The sequence below is a fragment of the Streptomyces sp. S.PB5 genome, assembly GCF_030403745.1.
Classification (GTDB): Bacteria; Actinomycetota; Actinomycetes; order Streptomycetales; family Streptomycetaceae; genus Streptomyces.
Genome location: NZ_JAQMWP010000018.1, coordinates 143,840 through 162,001, shown reverse-complemented (window position 1 = coordinate 162,001; position 18,162 = coordinate 143,840). Strand labels below are relative to the sequence as shown.

Annotated in this window: 14 protein-coding genes and 2 pseudogenes; 6 read left to right on the top strand and 10 right to left on the bottom strand. The window is 70.1% G+C overall.

Annotated elements, in window-relative coordinates:
• Window positions 1–55: 55 nt before the first annotated feature.
• The gene (locus PH203_RS37775; protein WP_289926137.1) at window positions 56–184 is read right to left on the bottom strand and encodes a hypothetical protein; all 129 of its coding nucleotides are present in this window, start codon (window positions 182–184) and stop codon (window positions 56–58) included.
• Between the two features lie 283 nt (window positions 185–467).
• Window positions 468–1,184: a TetR/AcrR family transcriptional regulator gene (locus tag PH203_RS37770; RefSeq protein ID WP_289926135.1), complete on the bottom strand. Its 717-nt coding sequence runs from the start codon at window positions 1,182–1,184 to the stop codon at window positions 468–470.
• Window positions 1,185–1,302: 118 nt separating this feature from the next.
• Between PH203_RS37770 and PH203_RS37765 the strand changes: the two genes are divergently transcribed.
• Window positions 1,303–2,010 carry an NAD(P)H-binding protein gene (locus PH203_RS37765; RefSeq protein ID WP_289926133.1) on the top strand — a complete coding sequence of 236 codons (708 nt, stop codon included), beginning with the start codon at window positions 1,303–1,305 and terminating at the stop codon, window positions 2,008–2,010.
• Window positions 2,011–2,157: 147 nt separating this feature from the next.
• On the opposite strand, the gene PH203_RS37760 is transcribed toward PH203_RS37765, so the two are convergent.
• The 3 genes and pseudogenes from PH203_RS37760 to PH203_RS37750 all read right to left on the bottom strand — a co-directional run bounded on the left by PH203_RS37760 (window position 2,158) and on the right by PH203_RS37750 (window position 5,221).
• On the bottom strand, window positions 2,158–3,558 hold the full coding sequence (locus PH203_RS37760) for a hypothetical protein (RefSeq protein ID WP_289926131.1): 1,401 nt from the start codon (window positions 3,556–3,558) through the stop codon (window positions 2,158–2,160).
• 368 nt (window positions 3,559–3,926) lie between these two features.
• Window positions 3,927–4,103 (bottom strand): annotated as a pseudogene (locus PH203_RS49780) (transposase family protein); the annotation flags it as partial.
• A gap of 266 nt (window positions 4,104–4,369) precedes the next feature.
• Entirely contained in the window at window positions 4,370–5,221 is an 852-nt protein-coding gene (locus PH203_RS37750; protein ID WP_289926126.1) for a LysR substrate-binding domain-containing protein, read from the bottom strand.
• Window positions 5,222–5,302: 81 nt separating this feature from the next.
• On the opposite strand from PH203_RS37750, the pseudogene PH203_RS37745 reads away from it, so the two are divergent.
• Together PH203_RS37745 and PH203_RS37740 are read left to right on the top strand one after the other, a co-directional pair.
• A pseudogene (locus PH203_RS37745) lies at window positions 5,303–5,521 on the top strand (cupin domain-containing protein); the annotation flags it as partial.
• Between the two features lie 254 nt (window positions 5,522–5,775).
• Entirely contained in the window at window positions 5,776–6,135 is a 360-nt protein-coding gene (locus tag PH203_RS37740; RefSeq protein WP_289926125.1) for a DoxX family protein, read from the top strand.
• Window positions 6,136–6,998: 863 nt separating this feature from the next.
• Here the strand turns inward: PH203_RS37740 and PH203_RS37735 are convergent.
• Window positions 6,999–7,472: a peptidase inhibitor family I36 protein gene (locus PH203_RS37735; protein WP_289926123.1), complete on the bottom strand. Its 474-nt coding sequence runs from the start codon at window positions 7,470–7,472 to the stop codon at window positions 6,999–7,001.
• 172 nt (window positions 7,473–7,644) lie between these two features.
• Here PH203_RS37735 and PH203_RS37730 point away from each other — a divergent pair, with 172 nt between their 5' ends.
• Window positions 7,645–11,481, top strand: coding sequence for an XRE family transcriptional regulator (locus PH203_RS37730; protein WP_289926122.1), 3,837 nt, complete (start codon window positions 7,645–7,647; stop codon window positions 11,479–11,481).
• A 106-nt stretch (window positions 11,482–11,587) separates the two neighbouring features.
• Here the strand turns inward: PH203_RS37730 and PH203_RS37725 are convergent, their stop codons facing one another.
• The 4 genes from PH203_RS37725 to PH203_RS37705 all read right to left on the bottom strand — a co-directional run bounded on the left by PH203_RS37725 (window position 11,588) and on the right by PH203_RS37705 (window position 16,585).
• Entirely contained in the window at window positions 11,588–12,208 is a 621-nt protein-coding gene (locus PH203_RS37725) for a dihydrofolate reductase family protein (protein ID WP_289926121.1), read from the bottom strand.
• Complete coding sequence (locus PH203_RS37720) at window positions 12,208–12,714, bottom strand: SRPBCC family protein (protein WP_289926120.1); 507 nt, start codon at window positions 12,712–12,714, stop codon at window positions 12,208–12,210. Before PH203_RS37720 ends, PH203_RS37725 begins: the two co-directional genes overlap by 1 nt.
• Window positions 12,715–12,717: 3 nt before the next feature.
• The gene (locus PH203_RS37715) at window positions 12,718–13,059 is read right to left on the bottom strand and encodes a metalloregulator ArsR/SmtB family transcription factor (RefSeq protein WP_289926119.1); all 342 of its coding nucleotides are present in this window, start codon (window positions 13,057–13,059) and stop codon (window positions 12,718–12,720) included.
• Window positions 13,060–13,534: 475 nt separating this feature from the next.
• Entirely contained in the window at window positions 13,535–16,585 is a 3,051-nt protein-coding gene (locus tag PH203_RS37705) for a tetratricopeptide repeat protein (RefSeq protein ID WP_289926118.1), read from the bottom strand.
• A 461-nt stretch (window positions 16,586–17,046) separates the two neighbouring features.
• Here PH203_RS37705 and PH203_RS37700 point away from each other — a divergent pair, with 461 nt between their 5' ends.
• Both PH203_RS37700 and PH203_RS37695 read left to right on the top strand, forming a co-directional pair.
• Complete coding sequence (locus PH203_RS37700) at window positions 17,047–17,676, top strand: hypothetical protein (RefSeq protein ID WP_289926116.1); 630 nt, start codon at window positions 17,047–17,049, stop codon at window positions 17,674–17,676.
• Between the two features lie 304 nt (window positions 17,677–17,980).
• The gene (locus PH203_RS37695; RefSeq protein WP_289926114.1) at window positions 17,981–18,136 is read left to right on the top strand and encodes a hypothetical protein; all 156 of its coding nucleotides are present in this window, start codon (window positions 17,981–17,983) and stop codon (window positions 18,134–18,136) included.
• Window positions 18,137–18,162 lie beyond the last annotated feature (26 nt).

The following is an 18,162-nucleotide window of genomic DNA, read 5'->3' as shown; positions in this document are numbered from 1 at the left end:
CGTTGGCGTCGCGGTCGGAAAGAGGTGGCCCTGCTCGTCGGCAGGGCCATGGTGATCAGTCCCGTTCGTGCTCCCGGGAGGGCTGCCGGCCCATGTGCCGGGAACTCCGGCGGCCGGTGTGTCCGGTCACCAAGGTGACGGCAGCCCACATGATCAGCGACTCTGGCTCGGAGCTGCCTGTCACGCGGTCTCCATCTCCCAGCCCGACACGGTCGCCGACGTCATCATCGACGCCGCCGAGGCCACCCCCCGACCAACTCCCCCACGCCACCGACACCGCCACCGCAGCCCGACGGGCCCGGTGGCGGTGCGCTTGTGGCGCCTGGCATGCGCACGGCCTGATGCAGACCCCGCTCTCGGCCCTGGGGCGGGGAGATCGGCAGAGCAGGTCCGTCCGTCTGCCGGGCAGCCGGTGCAGCCTTCACGGTTGGGTCCGCAGTTCACTGATCCTGTCGGCGCCTGGGCGCTCAGCGCCGGGGTGGGATGCCAAGTGTCCGTATGAGCTGGGCGAGTTCCTCACGGAAGAGCTTTTCCGGGCTGGTGGTCTGGGTGCCCATGTGACCGTAGACCTCCAGCGAGACCAGACCATGCAGGTGCCCCCAGATACGCAGGGCGAGGGCGACGGCTGCGGGCGGCAGGTCGGGGAAGGCGGGCCGCACCTTCTCGAGGAGCCCGGGGTCGAAGTCGGACCAGTCGAAGGCACTGTCCTGGTAGAGGTGCCAGGCGTGCGGCCAGGCGGCTGCCGCGAGAGCGGTGAGGCCGGTGCAGACCCGCCGTGCGGCAGCCGGGGCGGGGCCTCCCTCGGGGGCCTGGTAGCCGGGCACGGGGTCGCCGTAGATGAGGCGGAACCCCTGGGGGTTGACCAGGGCCCAGGCCCGGAAGGCGTTGGCCCATGCCTCGATCCGGGCGGCGGGTTCGGCGGAGGGTGTGGTCTGCCACGCCGTGTCCACCGCGTCGGCCAGGGCGGTGTACACGTCGTTGATCAGTGTGGTGACCAGGTCGTCCCTGGTCGGGAAGTATCCGTAGATGGCGTTGGCGGTCATGCCCATGTCGCGGGCGATGGCCCGCAGGGTGATGGCGTCCGGTCCGCCTGCGGCCATCAACGCCAGCGCCACCTTTTTGATCTCGGCCGTGGTCTCGGCTCGTAGCCGCTCGCGCCTTCCACCGGTGCCCGTGACTGTCACAACAGGCACTCTACAGCGTCGACTTACTTAGTCTCGCGCAAAAACTTCACAGCGTATAGTTTCTGCACGCCGTCACGAATCGTGGCGCGTACTACTTCTGCACGCACCGGGGAGAACCATGCACATCGGAGTCATCGGAGCCACGGGCACCGTCGGCAGCCGGGTCGTCACCGAGGCCCTCGACCGCGGACACAACGTCAAGGCATTCAGCCGGGACGCCGATCAGGCGCAGCGCGCGGAGCGCCGGGACAACATCACCTGGACGAGCGTCGACGTCCTGGACCCGAAGAGCATCGCCGGCATCCTGCCCGGACTCGACATACTGATCAGCGCATTCCAGCCGGGCAATGCCGCCAAAGACTTCGCGGACACCGTCCGGCGCTCGATCGCCGACCCGACCGTCTACGCGGCGGCCGCGCGGGCCCTGCTGAAGGCTCTGGAGAGCCGCCCGCAGACCCGGCTCATCGTGATCGGCGGCGCCGGCAGCCTCGAAATCGAACCGGGAGTGGTGCGAGCAGACTCCGACGAGCTTCTGCACGCCACCCTCGACCAACTCGGGCTGCCCCGCGAATACGCCGCAGCGGTACGCGGTCACCGCGACGCCCTGAACGTTCTACGGACATCGAACCGGCTGTGGACCTACTTCAGCCCCGCGGAAGAGATCGGCCCCGGCGAGCGCACCGGCCGCTTCCGTATCGGCGGCGACCAACCCGTCCTGGACGCCGACGGCCGCAGCCGTATCTCGGCGGAGGACGCGGCCATCGCCTTGATCGATGAAGCGGAGCTGCCACGGTTCGTCCAGCGCCGCTTCACCATCGGCTACTGACAGCCACAGCCCACATCCCCGTGGGGGACCGTCCCCCGGGGGACCGTCCCCCGGGGGACCTCCTGAACTACTGGCACTCGCTGACGGCATTGCCGCCCGCCCGCATTGGCGGCCGGGCATGGGGCTCGGCCGGCTCGGCCAGCCCCCTCACGGCGCGATGCCGACCCCGCCGATCCGGCTCCAGTTCCTTTCCTGCTGAGCCGTCATGGCCGGCCACGACAGCCCTCCCGGCCGGGGCTCGACGTGAGAGGCGTACGGCTGAGGATGGAACTCAGGGTCGTAGAAGCAGCCTGTCCCGTAGGTGCGGTCGTAGGAGGCACAGGAGGATGCGACGGACCGCGGGGTGGGCTTCGTTCCCGTACGTACCCAAGTGGACAGCGCGGCGATGGAGTTGGCGTACTCGGCGTTGCTCAGTTCGCTGTGCTCGTCTTCCGTCGTGAAGGTCTGTACAAGGTTCTTCTCCCGGTGCGCGCCTTCGAGGCTGGCCCGGTAGGCGGCCTCGTGTTCGACGAACGCGGTGGGGTCGTCAATGGCGTGCAAGGTGAGTACGGGGATCGAGACCCGGCCGGTGAGATCGCTGTCGTAGGACAGGTCTCGCCGGGCCACGGGATCGGCGGAGAAGCGCTCCACACCTTTGTTGAGCGCCTTGTCGTCGTGTGAACCGGAGTACCACACACCCGTGTTGCTGAAGGGGTTCCGATCGCCGAGCCGGTTGTGCACGATGTCGCGGAACGTGAACACGGAGAAGCGCAGGTGCGATTCGAGGGTGCGCTCCGGAATACGTGTGACTGCGAGGATGTCGTCAAGGTTGCGCTGCTGCAGAGCGGTCCGGTCCTGCGGTGCCGACGCGTATCCCGTGCACTCCTCAAGACGGGCCCGTAGTCCCGTCGTCGTCAGGGTCGATGTGGGCCGCAGCCCCTGCCACAGCGGGTACTGGGGCTCGGTGGGGCGAGGAAGGTTCTGACAGTAGTACTGGTAGACCACGCGGAGGTCGACACGGTAGTCGTATCCACGCGAGCCGCCACCCAGCACTCCGTTCGTGAGCAGAGCACCGTCATAGGCACCGTGCTTGCCGTACACCTCTACGACCTTGGCAGCAACGTTCCCGCCCCAGGACTGGCCGTGTACGTAGGTTCGATCAGGAACACCGAACTCCTTCACGAAGAGCCGACGGACATTCTCCGTGTCATCGGCGGCCATACGGGTCCCGTATCCCCCGCGCCGATAGGACGAGCCCGCCCAGGCATACCCCTGGTCCACCATCACCGACCAACGTTGCAGGTCGCCGACGCTCCGCTCGGGATCGGACGCGTCACCCAAGTCGGGGCCGCCGTGCGCGTGCACGACGAGCGAGCCGTTCCACCGCTTGGGAACAGCGATCGCGTAGAAAGCCCCGTTGGAGTCCTGACCGGTGTAACAGGTGGCCTTCTCCGCCAGGTTGGCAGGGCAGGAGACGAGTGCTGGGGGCGTCTCTGCCGCCGCCCGGGCCGGGCTGATGCCACTGAGTGACCCGGCAACGAGGCCTGTGACACCAGCAGTCAGCGTCACGAGACGTCGTGCGCGGGTCCGGAGGCGACGAGAGGGAAAAGTAGTCCGGCCTGAGCGATTCACAGCGATGCTCCTGAACTCCAGGGGCGCAGTTCGCGCCGAGCGCTGTGATGCTAGGAACGCATGTGACGGTGCACCATGTGTCGCTTGATTCTGTTCATAGTGTGCGCACAAGTCGTGCATGTGATCACGACGACTGCACCTCGCCGAATGGGAGAACACCCCAGCCACCATGGCCTGCACACCCATGGCCCAGGACGCCGCACAGCACGGCCTCTGCCTCATCCCCGAGGAGCAGGCCGCAGCTTGGGATCGTGCCCTTTCGGATCCTGCCCCACCCATGCCTCCCGGCGCCCCCCGTCAGTGCCCAGGGTTCGCAGCCGCAGTCCCGACCGGTCGGGGACGGCGAAGCCGCGGGCGGCCAGCGGTGGCCTGACCTCGCCGATTGCGGCGGAAACGGTGGAGCGGCCCACCCCGTAGAACTCGGCCGAAGCCGCGTGCGGCAGCTGATGACGCAAGCGGACCAGGGTGACCAGAAGCCGGTCGGTCAAGCCGACTGGTGGCGGGGGCTCACGTCCGCGGCCCGCCGTCAGTCCCGGCCGCGATGCTCGCACAGGGCCGACTCATGCGCCGGGCCCCACTTCGGCGCAATCTCTTCGATTAAGGCGCCGAGGGGGCGCGAGGGATGCCACAGGGCGGGGCGGGACAAGGCCGCGCGGGCCCAGGCTTGACCCGCAACCCGTCTCGTGTGTGTCCAGAGGGCCGCAACGTGCGCATTGTTCGCGAGCTGCGACGCACCGGCTGCCGATGCTCAGTGGCGGTACGCGGCTGTCGCGATCTCGATGAAGGATCGGATCAACGGGTTGGTGTCACCCTCGTTCCACACCGCCACCACACGGCTCGGCACCATGTCGACCAGCGGCACCACGGCCAACTCTGCGGGCAGTTCGTGCCCAAGCGGGGCTAGGCCCACCGTGCCGTTCCACAGCACGGCCTGCACGCATTCCTGGACGGCGCGCACCACCGGGCCCTCGCGCAGGCTGCCGGCATTCCAGTACGACTGCCAGATGGGGTCGGTGCCCTGCGGGAACTGGAACCAGCGACGGTCACTCAGCTCGGCCAGCCGCAGCCGGTCCCGGCGGGCCAGCGGATCATCGGCACGCAGGACCACACCGACCGGATCGGTCCGCAGCACACGCACCGTCAGGGCGGTCTCGTCGAACGGCGCCCGAGTCAGGGCGACGTCGACCAGTCCGGCGCGCAGCCCGCACGTCGGGTCGGTCAGATCGGTGTCGCGGATGCGGATGTCGATGCCGGGGTGGCTTCTGCGGTAGGCGGCGGCCAGCCTGGACACTCCCGGGTCGGTACCGTCGCCCAAGATGCCGACGGTGAGGTTCGAGACGCCGGCCGCCGCGCTCACGCGTACACGGACGCGATCGGCATGGTCGAGCAGGGCCCGCGCCTCGTCGAGCAGCACCGTGCCCACCGCCGTGAGCGTGACGCCAGTGGGCGAGCGGGCAAACAGCAGGGCCCCGACATCGGCCTCCAACCGCTTGATCGCCCGGCTCAGCGGCGGCTGACTCATGTGCAGTCGGGTGGCGGCCCGCCCGAAGTGGCGTTCCTCGGCGACCGCCACGAAGTAGCGCAAAGTCCGTAGCTCCACGCTGCAACGATACCCATCAGGTATCGGCGCTGCGGAATGAGTCTTGGACACTGACAGTGCGTCGGCGGTGCACTCGTGAGCATGAGCGAAGAGGCATGGAACAGCGAGCTGCAGACCGACCCCGCCGTATCGGTGGTGCGTCCCGGCGATGGCGAGACGATCGTTCCGGGCACCACACACGTGCGCGCTCTGGAGGACGGCAGCCACACCGGGCACCGCCTCGCGATCGCCGAGTCCGTCCCCGCTCCGCACACCCAAGGACCGCCGCAGCACCAACACGGCCAACACGGCGAGGGCTTCTCCGGCGGCTGGCCGTTGACGCCGCGGGAGCCGATATCGACGCGCTGAACCGCTACGCGACCGAGCCTGCCGCCGACTCCGCCTGAAGTCGACGGGACGCAAGGCGGTCGCCCTCCTTTCGACCGGCGGAGCTGTGACGCTCCCGATCTTCGGTGCACGACTCCCTCGGGCGACAGCCCGGGCCTTGCCAGGACCCCCTGGCAATCGACGTAATCGACGGGCCGCCGCGAAACGGTGGCCGATGAACGGAAACCATGAACATCTCCTATTGGATCGTCGCGGGACTGCTCGCCCTCTTCTACTTCTACGCAGGCACGCTGAAGGTGATCCGCAGCCGGGACCAACTCCGGCCGATGATGGCCTGGGTCGACCGCGTACCCTTGCCCGCCCTCAGGGCGCTGGGGACGGTCGAAATACTCGGCGCGACCGGCCTGATCCTGCCGCCGCTGACCGGCATCGCTCCCTCACTGGCACCGGCCGCGGCCATCGGCTTCGTACTCCTGCAGACCGGCGCGATCGCCGTCCACCTGACCGGAGGAGACCGCCGGATCGCACTCAACATCGTCCTCACCGCCACCGCGGCAGTGACCATCTGGCTGGCCACCAGGCTGTGATCGAGCACGGTCCTCGACTCGCGGATGCCCCCGACTTCCTCCTGCCGGAGCAGCTCGTCTCGTGGCTGATCTTCATCCCCGGATCGTCCCGGTGTCGACGATCAGCCGCGAAGCCAACAACGGCGGACGCGACGTCCACCGGGCACCCGCTGCACAGGAACGGGCACTTGACCGCGCCCGGCGGCCGAAGCAGTGCCTGCTTGCCCGCCGTCCAGCGCTGAGGAAGACGGTGCTGCTTCTCCTGAGGGAGGAGTGGCCGCCGGAACAGATCGTCGGCCCCTTGCGTCGGCATCATGGTGACGCCCCAGCAGGCCGGCGATCGCCCGGTAGGACTCTCCGGTACAGAGCCCGCGTGAGATCTCCTCCCCGCCCGTCCTCAACCAGCACTGTTGATTCGACCGGTTGAATCAAAGCTGGTTGCCGGCGGAATCACCGGTCAGGGTGTGGCTGGTTGCTCAAGGGTCACCCGAGCCGGCCGTGGCGGTGCTGTCGGGTTCATGCCGGGACATCGTCGAGGCTCTCCAGGACGCGGTGCATCCGACAGGGGCGCATCATCTGTGTGCCGCGCTGGGTTCGCCGACGGACAAGGGCAGCCGGGGATGCGCCGGGACGGGCCGATTCCCTCTCCCGTCCCGGCAACTCTGCTCCTTCCCCCCTGAACGCGTGGAGGTAGACCGACACCGAGCCCGCGGATGCCGCGGGCGGCGACGTTTCCGAGGGCTCGCTGTCGATGTGCACGGTCTCGTCCAACCCGATCACCGTCAGGTCGTCGGCGTGAACGCCACGGTCGAGTGCCCGGGCCGACCGGGTTCAGGCAGGTACCGATGCAGGCGGCCCGTGCGTGGACGAGCAGGTGCAACCACCTACACGTAGCCCATACCGTCCGCCTTGTCGCTGTTCACCCAACCGCTGGCGACCCAGGTGCCAGGGTTGAGACTGCCGATGGGGGTCCAGGTACTGCCGTAGATGTTGAAGAAGGTGATCGGGACGCTGAGGGTGTTGTTGAACGCCGAATAGACGTGGTCCTGCCACACGGTGTTGAACCACGACACGGCGTCACCGCGTGCGATGCTGCCGGTGAAACCGAGGCCGCTACCGGTGAAGTTCGTGCCCGTCCAGATGCACACATAGTGCACCGGACAGGCGCTGCGTCCTTGACCCACGCTGATCGTACGGTCCCAGCCCGCCGGTTGGGCCTCGTCGCCGGGTACCGAGTGCCGCTTGGTCTCGGTCGTGTGCGCCGTGTCCGCCTGCGCGGACGGGGCAGCGGCCAGGGCCGCACCCAGAACGATGGCGATCGCTCCGAGCCGAGCGGTTGTTTTCCGTAGGACGGACATCTCCCTACCTCCGCAATCCGTTGCATCCAGCCGGGAATCGGCCGCTCCCGTTGTAGCCGCTGTCGCGTTGTTCGCTTTCGAGGCACTGGTGCCGAACAAACAACTCGTGAAAAATGTGACGCGGCTTCAGACCGGGTCCTGAGGGACCGGGAAGCAACGGGGAGGTGCGGCGATGCCGCGCAAGGAGCGACCGATCGACGCGGACGGCGGTCCGTTACCCGAGTTCGCCGCTGGTTTACGGGAGTTACGGCGGAAGGCGGGCAATCCGCCGTACCGGATCCTGGCGGAGCAGGCCCATTATTCGATCTCGACGCTGTCCTCCGCCGCGGCCGGACAGCGGCTGCCGACGCTTGCGGTGACGCTGGCGTACGTGCGCGCCTGTGACGGGGACGCCCAGCAGTGGGAGCGGCGCTGGCGGGCGGCGGCGGATCGGCTCGGTGCGCAGGAGGCAGCACCCGGCCCGACGGAGGAGTCCACAGCGTCCTCGCCGTACACGGGTCTGCGGTCGTTCACGGAAGAGGACGCGGAGTGGTTCTTCGGCCGCGAGCAGTTGGTGCAGGAGGTGGCCGGGCGGCTGGAACGGCAGTGGTTCGTGGTGGTGATCGGGGCGTCGGGCTCGGGCAAGTCGTCACTGCTGCGGGCGGGGCTGGTGCCGCGTCTGCAGGCCGCGGCGACGGTAGTGGTGGTGCTGACACCGGGGCCGCGGCCGTTGGAGGAGTGTGCGGTGCGGCTCGGTGCGCTGGCCGCCCTGACACCGGGGAGCCTGTACGCGGAGTTCAGACAGGACCCGGACAACCTGGACCGGGTGGTGCGGCAGATCGTCGCCCGCAACGAAGGCGGCGACGGGATCGTGCTGGTCATCGACCAGTTCGAGGAGATCTTCACGCTGTGCCAGGACGACGGCGAACGGCGCGGTTTCATCGAGGCATTGGTCACGGCCGCCTCGGCCGCCTCCGGCAAGTGCCGGGTGGTGCTCGGTGTGCGCGCCGACTTCTACGCCCACTGCACGCATCATCCGCCGCTGGTGGCGGCCATGCGCGACTCACAGGTGCCGGTCGGGCCGATGAGCCTGGACGAGTTGCGCCGGGCCGTGGTGAGTCCCGCGCAGCGGGCCGGACTCAGCGTCCAGGGCGCCCTGCTGGCGTCCCTCACCGCGCAGGCGCACGGCCAGGCCGGCACCCTGCCCCTGCTGTCGCACGCGCTGCTGCAGACGTGGCGGCGGCGCCGCGGCAACGCCCTGACGCTCGAGGCCTTCGAGGCAGCGGGCGGCCTCGAAGGCGGCCTGGCCCACACTGCGGAGGAGTTCTACCAACAACTCGACGTGCAACAACGGGAGTTGGTCAAGCGGGTGTTCGTGCGGCTGACCGCGCTGGGGGAAGGAACCGAGGACACCCGTCGGCCGGCACGCCTTCAGGAACTGGGGGAACTCACCGAACCGGCCGACAGCGACGACATCACCGCCGTACTGGAACGCGCCGCCGCTGCGCGTCTGCTGACACTGGACCACGAACGGGTCGAGCTCGCCCATGAGGCCCTGATCCGCTGCTGGCCCCGACTGCACGGATGGCTGACCGAGGACCGGGAAGCCATGCGGGCGCTGCGCCAGCTCACCGACGGGGCACACACATGGGAAGCGCTGGGACGCGATCCCGGCGCACTGTACCGAGGCGCACGTCTGACCATGGCCGTCGCGCTCGACCGTACGTCCTTGTCCGTGACGGAGCGGGCGTTCCTCGACGCGAGCCAGGCCGCCGCGGAACGGGAACAAGCAGCCACCCGGCGCGGTACCCGTCGCCTGCGCAGACTCACCGTACTGCTGGCCGTGCTCCTCCTCACCGCGTGCGCCACCACCGTCTACGCGCTGCGCGCCCAGGACGCCGCCACTCGGCAGCGCAACATCGCCCTCTCTCAGAAGGTCGCACAGCAGGCCGCCGCGGTACGCTCCACCAACCCCGCGCTCGCCGCCCAGTTGAGCCTCGCCGCCTACCAGCTGGCACCCACCGTCGAGGCCCGCGGCGGCCTGCTCAGCACCTTCGCCACTCCGTACGCGACACGGCTCACCGGCCACACCGACAATGTCAACGCGGTGGCCTACCGCTCCGACGGCCGCGTCATGGTCACCGGCAGCAACGACAACACCGCCCGCCTGTGGAGCGTCACCGACCCGCACCGTCCACGCACTCTGGCCGGCCTGGCCGGGCACACCGAGAAGGTCAGGCACGCCGCTTTCAGCCCGGACGGCCGCATCCTGGCCACCGCGAGCTGGGACGACACCGCCCGGCTGTGGGACACCATCGACCCCGCCAGGCCCCGCCTGGCGGCCGTCCTGCGCGGCCACATCCGCGACGTCAACGCGGTGGCCTTCAGCCCCGACGGCGACACGCTCGCCACCGCGAGCACCGACGGCACGGTGCGGCTGTGGGACCTCACCGACCCCCGCCGGCCCCGGACGAGGGACACGCTCCCGGGCCGCAAGGACGCGAAGCGTGCGGTCGTCTCCGTCGCGTTCAGCCCTGACGGCCGCACGCTCGCCACCGCCGTGTTCGACAACACCGTCCGGTTGTGGAGCCTGGACCACTCGTCGGCGCCCGCTCGCGCCGTGGCCACCCTGAAAGGCCACACCGCCGCCTTGAACTGGGTGGCGTTCAGCCCCGACGGCCGGACCCTCGCCAGTGCGAGTTGGGATCGCACCGTGCGGCTCTGGGACGTCACGACGCCCGAACACCCGGCCCGGCTGGCGACGTTGGCGGGGCACACGGACGGCGTGCGCTCCGTCGCGATCAGCCCGGACGGACGCTCTCTCGCCAGTGCGAGTCTGGACCAGACGGTGAGGGTGTGGGACATCGGCGATCCGCGCCACCCCGCCCGGCAATCAGTGCTGACCGGGCACACCGACGCCGCCGTCTTCGTGGCGTTCAGCCCCGACGGCCGTGGCCTGGCCAGCGCTGGAGACGACCAGACCGCACGGCTGTGGGACCTCCCGTTGCTCTCCGCCGTCGGCCACACCGACACCGTGTGCGCCGTGGTGTTCACCCCGGACGGGCACACCCTGGCGACGGCCGGCGACCGCACCGTACGACTGTGGGGCGTCACCGATCCCCCGCGTCCGGAGAAACTCGCCGCCCTCACCGGGCACCGGGACACCGTGTGCGGGCTCGCGCTCAGCTCCGACGGGCGCACACTGGCCACCGGGAGCCGGGACCGGACCGTCCTTCTGTGGGACGTCACCGATCCCCGCCACCCCCGGCGACTGGCCACGGTGCCCGGGTACGGCACACACGTGAACACGGTGACGTTCCGCCCCGACGGGCAGGTCCTGGCCACAGCCGGCGGCGACGGCACCGTACGGCTGTGGCATGTCGCTGATCCGCGCGCGCCCCGCGAGCTGGCCGTCCTCACCGGACACGCGGGCGGCGCCAACACCGCCGTCTTCAGCCCCGACGGGCGCACGCTGGCCACCGGGGGCTGGGACGGCACCGTACGGCTGTGGGACGTCACCGACCCCCGTCGCCCGGGACGCCTGGACACCTCCGCGGTACTGGAGGATGGGGTCAACGCAGCGGCGTTCAGCCCGGACGGAAAGACCCTGGTCACCACGGACTTCGGCGGCACGGTGCGCCTGTGGCGCGTCGCCGGTGGTCGCGTGCACGGGGCGGCGACCCTCGTCGGCCATGTCGGGGCCGTCCACTCCCCCGCCTTCACCCCCGACGGCCGCACTCTGGCCACGACGGGTGCGGACGGGACCGCCCGGCTGTGGGACCTCACCGATCCGGCTCACCCCCGCGCACGGGCCACCCTCACCAGCGGCGGAAAGCACATCTACACAGCGGCGTTCGCCCCTGACGGTCACACCCTGGGCACCGCGGGCGCGGACCGCACCGCCCAGATGTGGGAGACCGACCCGGAGCGCGTCGCCGCCCGGGTGTGCCGCGACAGCCACCCCACGATGACCCGTTCCGAATGGAAGCAGTACTTCGGGAACCTCACCTACCGGCCTCCCTGCCCGTAGCCGCCGACGGACTGTCTCCCCCGCATGTTCGTTGCGGGATGCGTCGAGTGGCCGAAAGGTCGGTGCCTTCGCGCATGCTGACTTGAGGCTCTGAGTGGAGGCGCGGCTAGCGTGGGTGCACGGCGTAGGTCAGGTGCGTCACCCGCGACGACGGTTCCGAACGGACCGGCTCCAGCGCGACTCTGGCCGCGTCCACGCCCTCGAACAGGCGGACTCCGGAGCCGAACAGCACGGGCGACAGCGCGATCGAGAACTCGTCGACCAGGCCGGCGCTCACGTACTCCAGGATCGTCGCGCCGCCGCCCGCGATGCGGACGTCGCGGTCGCCGGCGGCCTCGCGGGCCTGGTCGAGCGCGGTCTCGATGCCGTCGTTGACGAAGTGGAAGGTGGTCCCGCCCGGCCGCTCCCAGGGGTCACGCTTCTCGTGCGTCACGACGAAGACCGGCGTGTGGAACGGCGCCTCCTCCGGCCACATCTGCTCACCGGCGTCGAACATGCGCTTGCCCATGACACTCGCGCCGGTGCGCTCGAACGTCTCCCGCACGATGTCGTTGTCGCGTCCCTCCTCACCGCCCTCGCCCAGCTTCAGGTTCTCCCGGAAGAACCGCTGCGGGAAGATCCACTGCTGCAGTTCCATCCACTGCTGCCCCATCAAGTCCCCGACGGACTCGGGCGCGATGAACCCGTCCAGCGACATCGACACGCTGAAGAACACCTTCCCGGCCATCAGCCCTCCGCCCCCGTCCGCGCGAGGCCGGTGACGTAGGCCGCCAGGTTGCTCAGGGTCTGCCGGCCGCCCTCGATCGCGTGGTACTTCTCGACCGCCTCGTCGCGCAGTTCCTTGGTGGGGAACACCGTGCGCATCACGATCCGGGTCGCGGCGCCGTCCGGCGCGAAGGTCAGGACCGACTCGAAGGCGTTCGGGTCGTCGCGGAACTCACCGTGCAGCAGCGCGATCCGCTCCGGCGGGATGATCCGCAGCCAGCGGATCCACTCGGAGTAGTCGGTCCCGTCCGGCCCGTGCAGCACGAACTCCCACTCCCCGCCCTCGCGGAACTCGAAGGACCGCGTGGTGGTGGTGAACCCCTCCGGACCCCACCACCTCGACAGGTGCCGGACCTCGGTGAACGCCTCGAACACCAGCTCCCGCTGGGCGTCGATGACCCGGGAGATCACGATCTCCCGGTCGGCCGCCACCTGCTTCGCCTGCGTCTCTTGCCTTGCCCCTGCCATCGGTCATTCCTCCTGCCGTGTCTGCTTGAGGTCCTGCACGTAGGTGTCCAGTCGGTCGAAGCTCTCGTTCCAGAACTGCTCGAATCCGCCGACCCACTCGTGGACCGGCCGCAGCCCGCGGGCGTCCAGGCCGTAGAGGCGCTGCTTGCCCGCCTTGCGATCCCGCACCAGCCCGACCTCCCGGAGCACCCGCAGGTGTTTGGACGCCCGCGGCTGGCTCACCCCCAGCTCCTGGGCCAGATCGGTCACCGGCCGCTCACCCGCCCGCAGCAGCGCCAGGATGTTCCGGCGCTGCGGCTCGGCGATCGCGTTGAACACGTCCGATGTCGTCGCTGCTCGTGCCATGGCAGCGATCATATGCCCATATCGGCATGCGTCAAGCGGAGACGAATCAAGCGGGGCCTGTCGGATGACGATTGCGTGCCTGATCAGGCTGTAGTGACCTCATTCCGCTCGGCCAGGACTCCGTTGCCGAGCCGGGGCGCCGGAGCGGACCAGGGCCACGAGGCGCGCCCCGGTGACGGCCCGCCAGCGCGCCTGAGCGGACTCGACAAGCTGGAACACCAGCGCAAGGGCGGCGGCCGGGCTGCCGGCGCCACGGGTGGCCTCCGGCCTGGACTCGACCGTCGAAGAGGGTGATTCGATGAGGTTTGCCGTTCGCAGATGGATCCAGCGCTCGGCGGGGTAGTCGCAGAAGGCCGCTGCACCTCGCCTTCGATCGGCAGGCCTGCGACCTGAGCGCGGTAATGACCTTCCCGTGAAACGGACCGTCCTCGGCGCCGTGTCCGGCAGCGCCGGTGCCAGGCTCACGGCGGTCTGTCTAGCGGTCGATGTGATCGGCTGCGGTGGCGCGCAGGTCGTCGGGCGCAGGGGCGCCGACGTCGGTGAGCAGGGCCAAGGCCCGGTCCCGGGCGCGCGGGGCGGCGGGGTCGTCAAGAGCGTCCAGGGCCCGGCTGCATACGGCCAGGGCGCGGGCTTCGCCCAGGCGGTGGCCGGTGTGGCCGTGGACCGTCAGTGCGCCGCGGGCGTGGGCGAGCGCCGCGTGGTACTCGCCCTCGGCGGCGGCGATCTCCGCGAGTTCGGTCAGGGCCTGTCCTTCCACCACCCGGAATCCGCTGCGCCGGGCCAGGTCGAGCGCCTGGCCGGCGTGTGAACGGGCCTCGGTGCGGTGGTGCTGTCCGCGCAGGACGGCAGCGAGTCCGAGGAGGGTGTCGGCCTGGACACGGGTGTAGCCCGAACGCCGGGCCAGCAGCAGCGCGTGGCGCTGGAGGTGGGCCGCCTGCTGGTCTTGCCCCAGTCCGTGGTGGGCGCCGGCGAGCCCGTTCAAGATGGTGGCCCGGACCGAGAGCCGTCCTGTGTCCTCGACGAGCGCGTGGGCGCGTTCCCCGAGTTCCAGCGCGGTGTGGTGGTGGCCGAGGTCGCGGTGGATCATGGCGATGGTCGCCAGGGTCATCGCGTGGCCGACTCGGGATCCGGCCGGTGCCTCGGCGGTCAGCGCCTGTTCGAGGTCTTGCAGACCTTCCCGCAGCATACCCATCTCCCATCGGACCAGGCCGAGGGCCTGGCGCGGCAGTGTGGGGGGCTCGCGGCGCCATTCGAACCGCGGGTTCATGCGCAGCGCCAGCTCCAGCAGGTCGGCCGCCTCGGCCAACATGCCCATGTCCCGGTAGACCTTGCCGATGGCGGCCAGGACAGTCGATTCGGCATGAGTGTCGCGGTGCGTGCGGGTGATGCGCAGCATGACGGTGTAGTGCCGCAGGGCCTCGTCCAGGTGCCCGGTGCTCCAGCTCGCCAGGCCCAGGCCGCCGTGCGCCCAGCCCTGGCCGATCGTCCAGTCGGCTCGTCGGCTCAATTCCAGCGTGCGCGCGTAATGGTCTCGCGCGTCCTGGTAGCGGGCCATGTCCCAGGACGCCAGGCCGAGTGCTATGTGCATGGCGGCCTGGCCGCGCAGGTCACCTTCTGCGGTCGCGGCGTCCAGGGCGGTGCGCGCGGTGGCCCGCCACACGGACCGGGGCAGGCAGAACCAGAAGTACCGGTACATTGCGTCGGTCAGGTGCCAGGAGACCGCACGGCAGCCGTGGAGTGCGGCGTGGTCGACGGCGGCGAGCAGGTTCGCGCGCTCGCCTTCCAGCCGCTCCAGGGCCTGCGGCCCTTCTGCCGCCGGGTCGAGCGGCGTTGGCCCGTCTGTGGCCACGGTGTTCGCTGTCTGTTCGTCCGGAGCCGGCTCGGACGGTGCTTCAGCGAGGCTGTCGAGTTCCGGCGGATCCGGGAACAACCACGGCCCGGCGGCGGCCCGGGCCGTGCGCAGGTACCACCCGGCCAGGCGTTGGAACGCTTCCGTGCGCTCCGCCGGCGTCTCTTCCTGCCCGGCCCGTTCCCGGGCGTACTCGCGCAGCAGGTCGTGGAAGCGGTAGCGGCCGGTGCCGTGGTTCTCGACCAGGTGAGCGGCGGCCAGGGTCTCCAGCAGCCGCCGGGCCCGCGGGGGCGCCACCGCCAGCAGCGCGGCCGCGGCAGGGGCGGTGAAGTCGGGGCCGGGTATCAGGCTCAGCCGGCGGAACAGCTGCCGCGCGCCGTTGTCCAACGCCTGGTAGGACAGGGCGAACGCGGAGCGCGGGGCACAGGAGGGGTCATCGTCGAGTTCCAGGCCAGACAAGCGGTCGCCTGCCGCCAGTTCGGCCACGAGGTCGGCGATGCGGCGGCCGGGACCGAGCAGGAGGTGGGCCGCGGCCACCCGCAGGGCCAACGGCAAAAAGCCGCACAGCTGGACCAGTTCCGAGGCCGCGTCGGGCTCGGCGGCGATCCGTTCCCGGCCGAGGAGCGCCTCCAGCAGCACACCGGCTTCACCGGGATCGAGGACGTCCAGGACCAACGGGATGGCCCCGTCGCGGGCGATGAGGCCGCCCAGGCGGTTCCGGCTGGTGACGAGGGTGTGACAGGACGGGCTGCCGGGCAACAGAGGACGGACCTGGTCGGCGCAGGCCGCGTTGTCCAGCACCAGCAGCAGCCGCTGGTCGGCCATGCGGGAACGGTAGGTGCGTGTCAGTTCGTTGAGGTCCGCGGGGATGTCGGCGGGCGCGACGCCGAGGCTGCGCACCATGTGGCCCAGCGCGGTCTGCGGGAGCATCGGTGCTTGATCGTGGTCGAAGCCATGCAGGTTCACATAGAGCTGGCCATCGGGGAAACGCTCGCGCACCCGGTGCGCCCAGTGCACGGCCAGGGCGGTCTTGCCGACGCCGGCGCTGCCGCCGATCGCGGAGATCACCACGGCCGGCGCGGAGTGCGCGCGACCGTCCGGCGGCAGAAGGGCGTCCAGCGCGGCGAGTTCGGCGGTCCTGCCGCTGAAGCCGGCGGCGGCATGCGGCAGTTCGGCGGGGATGGGCGGGACAGAGACCGGATCGGGCACCCGGCGCGGACGGGCCAGGGCATCGGACGCATGGGCCGCGGATCTGGACGCACGGACCGGGGAACCGGATGGTGGGCGAGGCCCCGCCGCACGCTTCGGCGCGGCCTGTGACGCGCCCGCGCCATTCACCCCCGCCACTCGGGGTTGCCGCCCGCGCTGCCTGAAGGCGTGTTCCACGACGGCGTAGCGGGGCCGCCAGTACTGGTCCACGCCCGTGTGCAGGGACATCTCCGCGATCCGTCCGTGGGCGTGTGCGTACCGCTGGAAGCCGTTGAGCAGCCCTCGCACCACGTCCCAGTCCGGCGGCCGCCGGACGTCGCTGCTGAGGATGGCGCCCACCTGGCTCTTGCCCAGTCCCACCTGCGCGCCGAGAACACGCAGACTCGGTCCGCCCGCCTGGCGCCACAACAAGCGCAGGTCGTGGCACAACTCCTCCAGGAGCATGCCGGGTGTGTCCGTTTCCGTCACGCCGCCCTCCCCCTCTTCCACGGCGCGGCCCTCACCCGCATCGGGCTGCCGACCGGCATTGCACAGAGCATGCGCCGGGACCCGCCGAGAATCACGGAAACGAACACGTCAAATCCCTCACCTGCCCCTGCGGAACACCGAGCCTGCCTGCGGCCGAAGGCGTTCGGATGTCCGGTGGTGTCCGGCGCACCGGACACCACCGTCGCCGCGGCCAGCGCAGACCCGTCATCCGTCCGGCGCTGTCCGGTCCCAGCGCCTCCCGGCCGCTGCGTCCCCGACGATCAGGGCGTTCCCTCCCCACCTGTCCCCTACGGGCTCGCAGGGCCCGTTCGGGATATGAGCAAACGACCGGGCACCGAGTCCCGGCGCACGCCGCCGATGCATCACCCACACCCTCAAGAGAGGCACCCCCAACTCCGCTTGTGCATCCCCACTGTTCTGCCCTGTGACGAGGAGGCATGATGACCGATCACCATGCGCGGCCCAGGCGCGGCTCGCGCCGCTCGATGCGCTGGAGATCCCGGGCCGCGGTCGGGGTGGTGCTGGCCGCCCTGACATCGACACTGACCGTGGGCACGTCGACGGCCCAGGCCAACGCCACGGACTGTCCGCCCGGGCTGCACTGGGTCTACTACAGCTGGCCTGAATGGAGCTTGAGGTACTGGGCGGCCGATGAGTACGTGGTGAATTCGTCGCAGCCCACATTCCTGGTCGCCGAGGAGCGCTCGGTCAGCAACGGCACGGACACCGTGGCCACGGCCACCTTCACATCCTCGGTGTCGAAGACTTACGGCCTGACCGTCACCGTCGGCGTCTCCTACACCCTGTTTCAGACACTGACCACCACCGTCAGCGCGAGCATCACGACGAGCACGACGACCACGACCGGTGTCTCGGCCAGCGCGTCCGTTCCCCCGCACGGCCGGGTGATCGGCCAGTACGGCGTCGAGGCGTACAACGTGAACTACACCCTCAACTCCTATGAGTCCTACAGCGACACCCCTGGCGAGAACTGCTATCACACAAGCTCGACCCAGGGCACGAGCGTCGCGCCGACGGTGTACACCGGCTGGCGAGTGCTGCCCGGCTGAGCCGCGGGTCGGGGCCGGAAGGCCCCGGGACACTGGACGAAAGGCGCTTACCCGGGCTCGGTATGCGGCCGCGACGCTGGAGATGATGAGAGGTATCCGACGTCCGACGAGGCAGACCCGATGCCCTGCGCGTCCGGATCTGCGCGAGCCGCCTCGGGGCATCCTGTGATCGCAGGGCGTCTGGTCGGCGTGTTGCCCACGCAAGACGGATGGTCTTGGCGAGGGTGGTGACCGGCTCGTCGTCGAGGGCGAGAGTGCCCCGGCCGAAGGCGGCGCGCGCAGATCCCCGATCGCCGTCCTCGACGTGGACGATGTCGAACTCATCGTCCGCGCCGGTCAGTTCCTCGTAGCTGGGCCACGGATCGTCGTGGCAGATCTCGCAGTCCTCGCCGTGGCGACGCTGTTCGCGCTCGGTGATCCAGGCGCGGACGCGCTCGTGTCGTCGGCCGAAAGCCGATGAACCGGTTTCTGTCCGTCCGCTGTGAT

What these genes read in the sequence shown, in the direction of transcription:
- PH203_RS37765 (WP_289926133.1), top strand. Translation starts at nt 1,303, where the DNA reads ATGCACATCGGAGTCATCGGAGCCACGGGCACCGTCGGCAGCCGGGTC.
- PH203_RS37740 (WP_289926125.1), top strand. Translation starts at nt 5,776, where the DNA reads ATGAACATCTCCTATTGGATCGTCGCGGGACTGCTCGCCCTCTTCTAC.
- PH203_RS37735 (WP_289926123.1), bottom strand. Translation starts at nt 7,472, where the DNA reads ATGTCCGTCCTACGGAAAACAACCGCTCGGCTCGGAGCGATCGCCATC.
- PH203_RS37730 (WP_289926122.1), top strand. Translation starts at nt 7,645, where the DNA reads ATGCCGCGCAAGGAGCGACCGATCGACGCGGACGGCGGTCCGTTACCC.
- PH203_RS37725 (WP_289926121.1), bottom strand. Translation starts at nt 12,208, where the DNA reads ATGGCCGGGAAGGTGTTCTTCAGCGTGTCGATGTCGCTGGACGGGTTC.
- PH203_RS37720 (WP_289926120.1), bottom strand. Translation starts at nt 12,714, where the DNA reads ATGGCAGGGGCAAGGCAAGAGACGCAGGCGAAGCAGGTGGCGGCCGAC.
- PH203_RS37715 (WP_289926119.1), bottom strand. Translation starts at nt 13,059, where the DNA reads ATGGCACGAGCAGCGACGACATCGGACGTGTTCAACGCGATCGCCGAG.
- PH203_RS37700 (WP_289926116.1), top strand. Translation starts at nt 17,047, where the DNA reads ATGACCGATCACCATGCGCGGCCCAGGCGCGGCTCGCGCCGCTCGATG.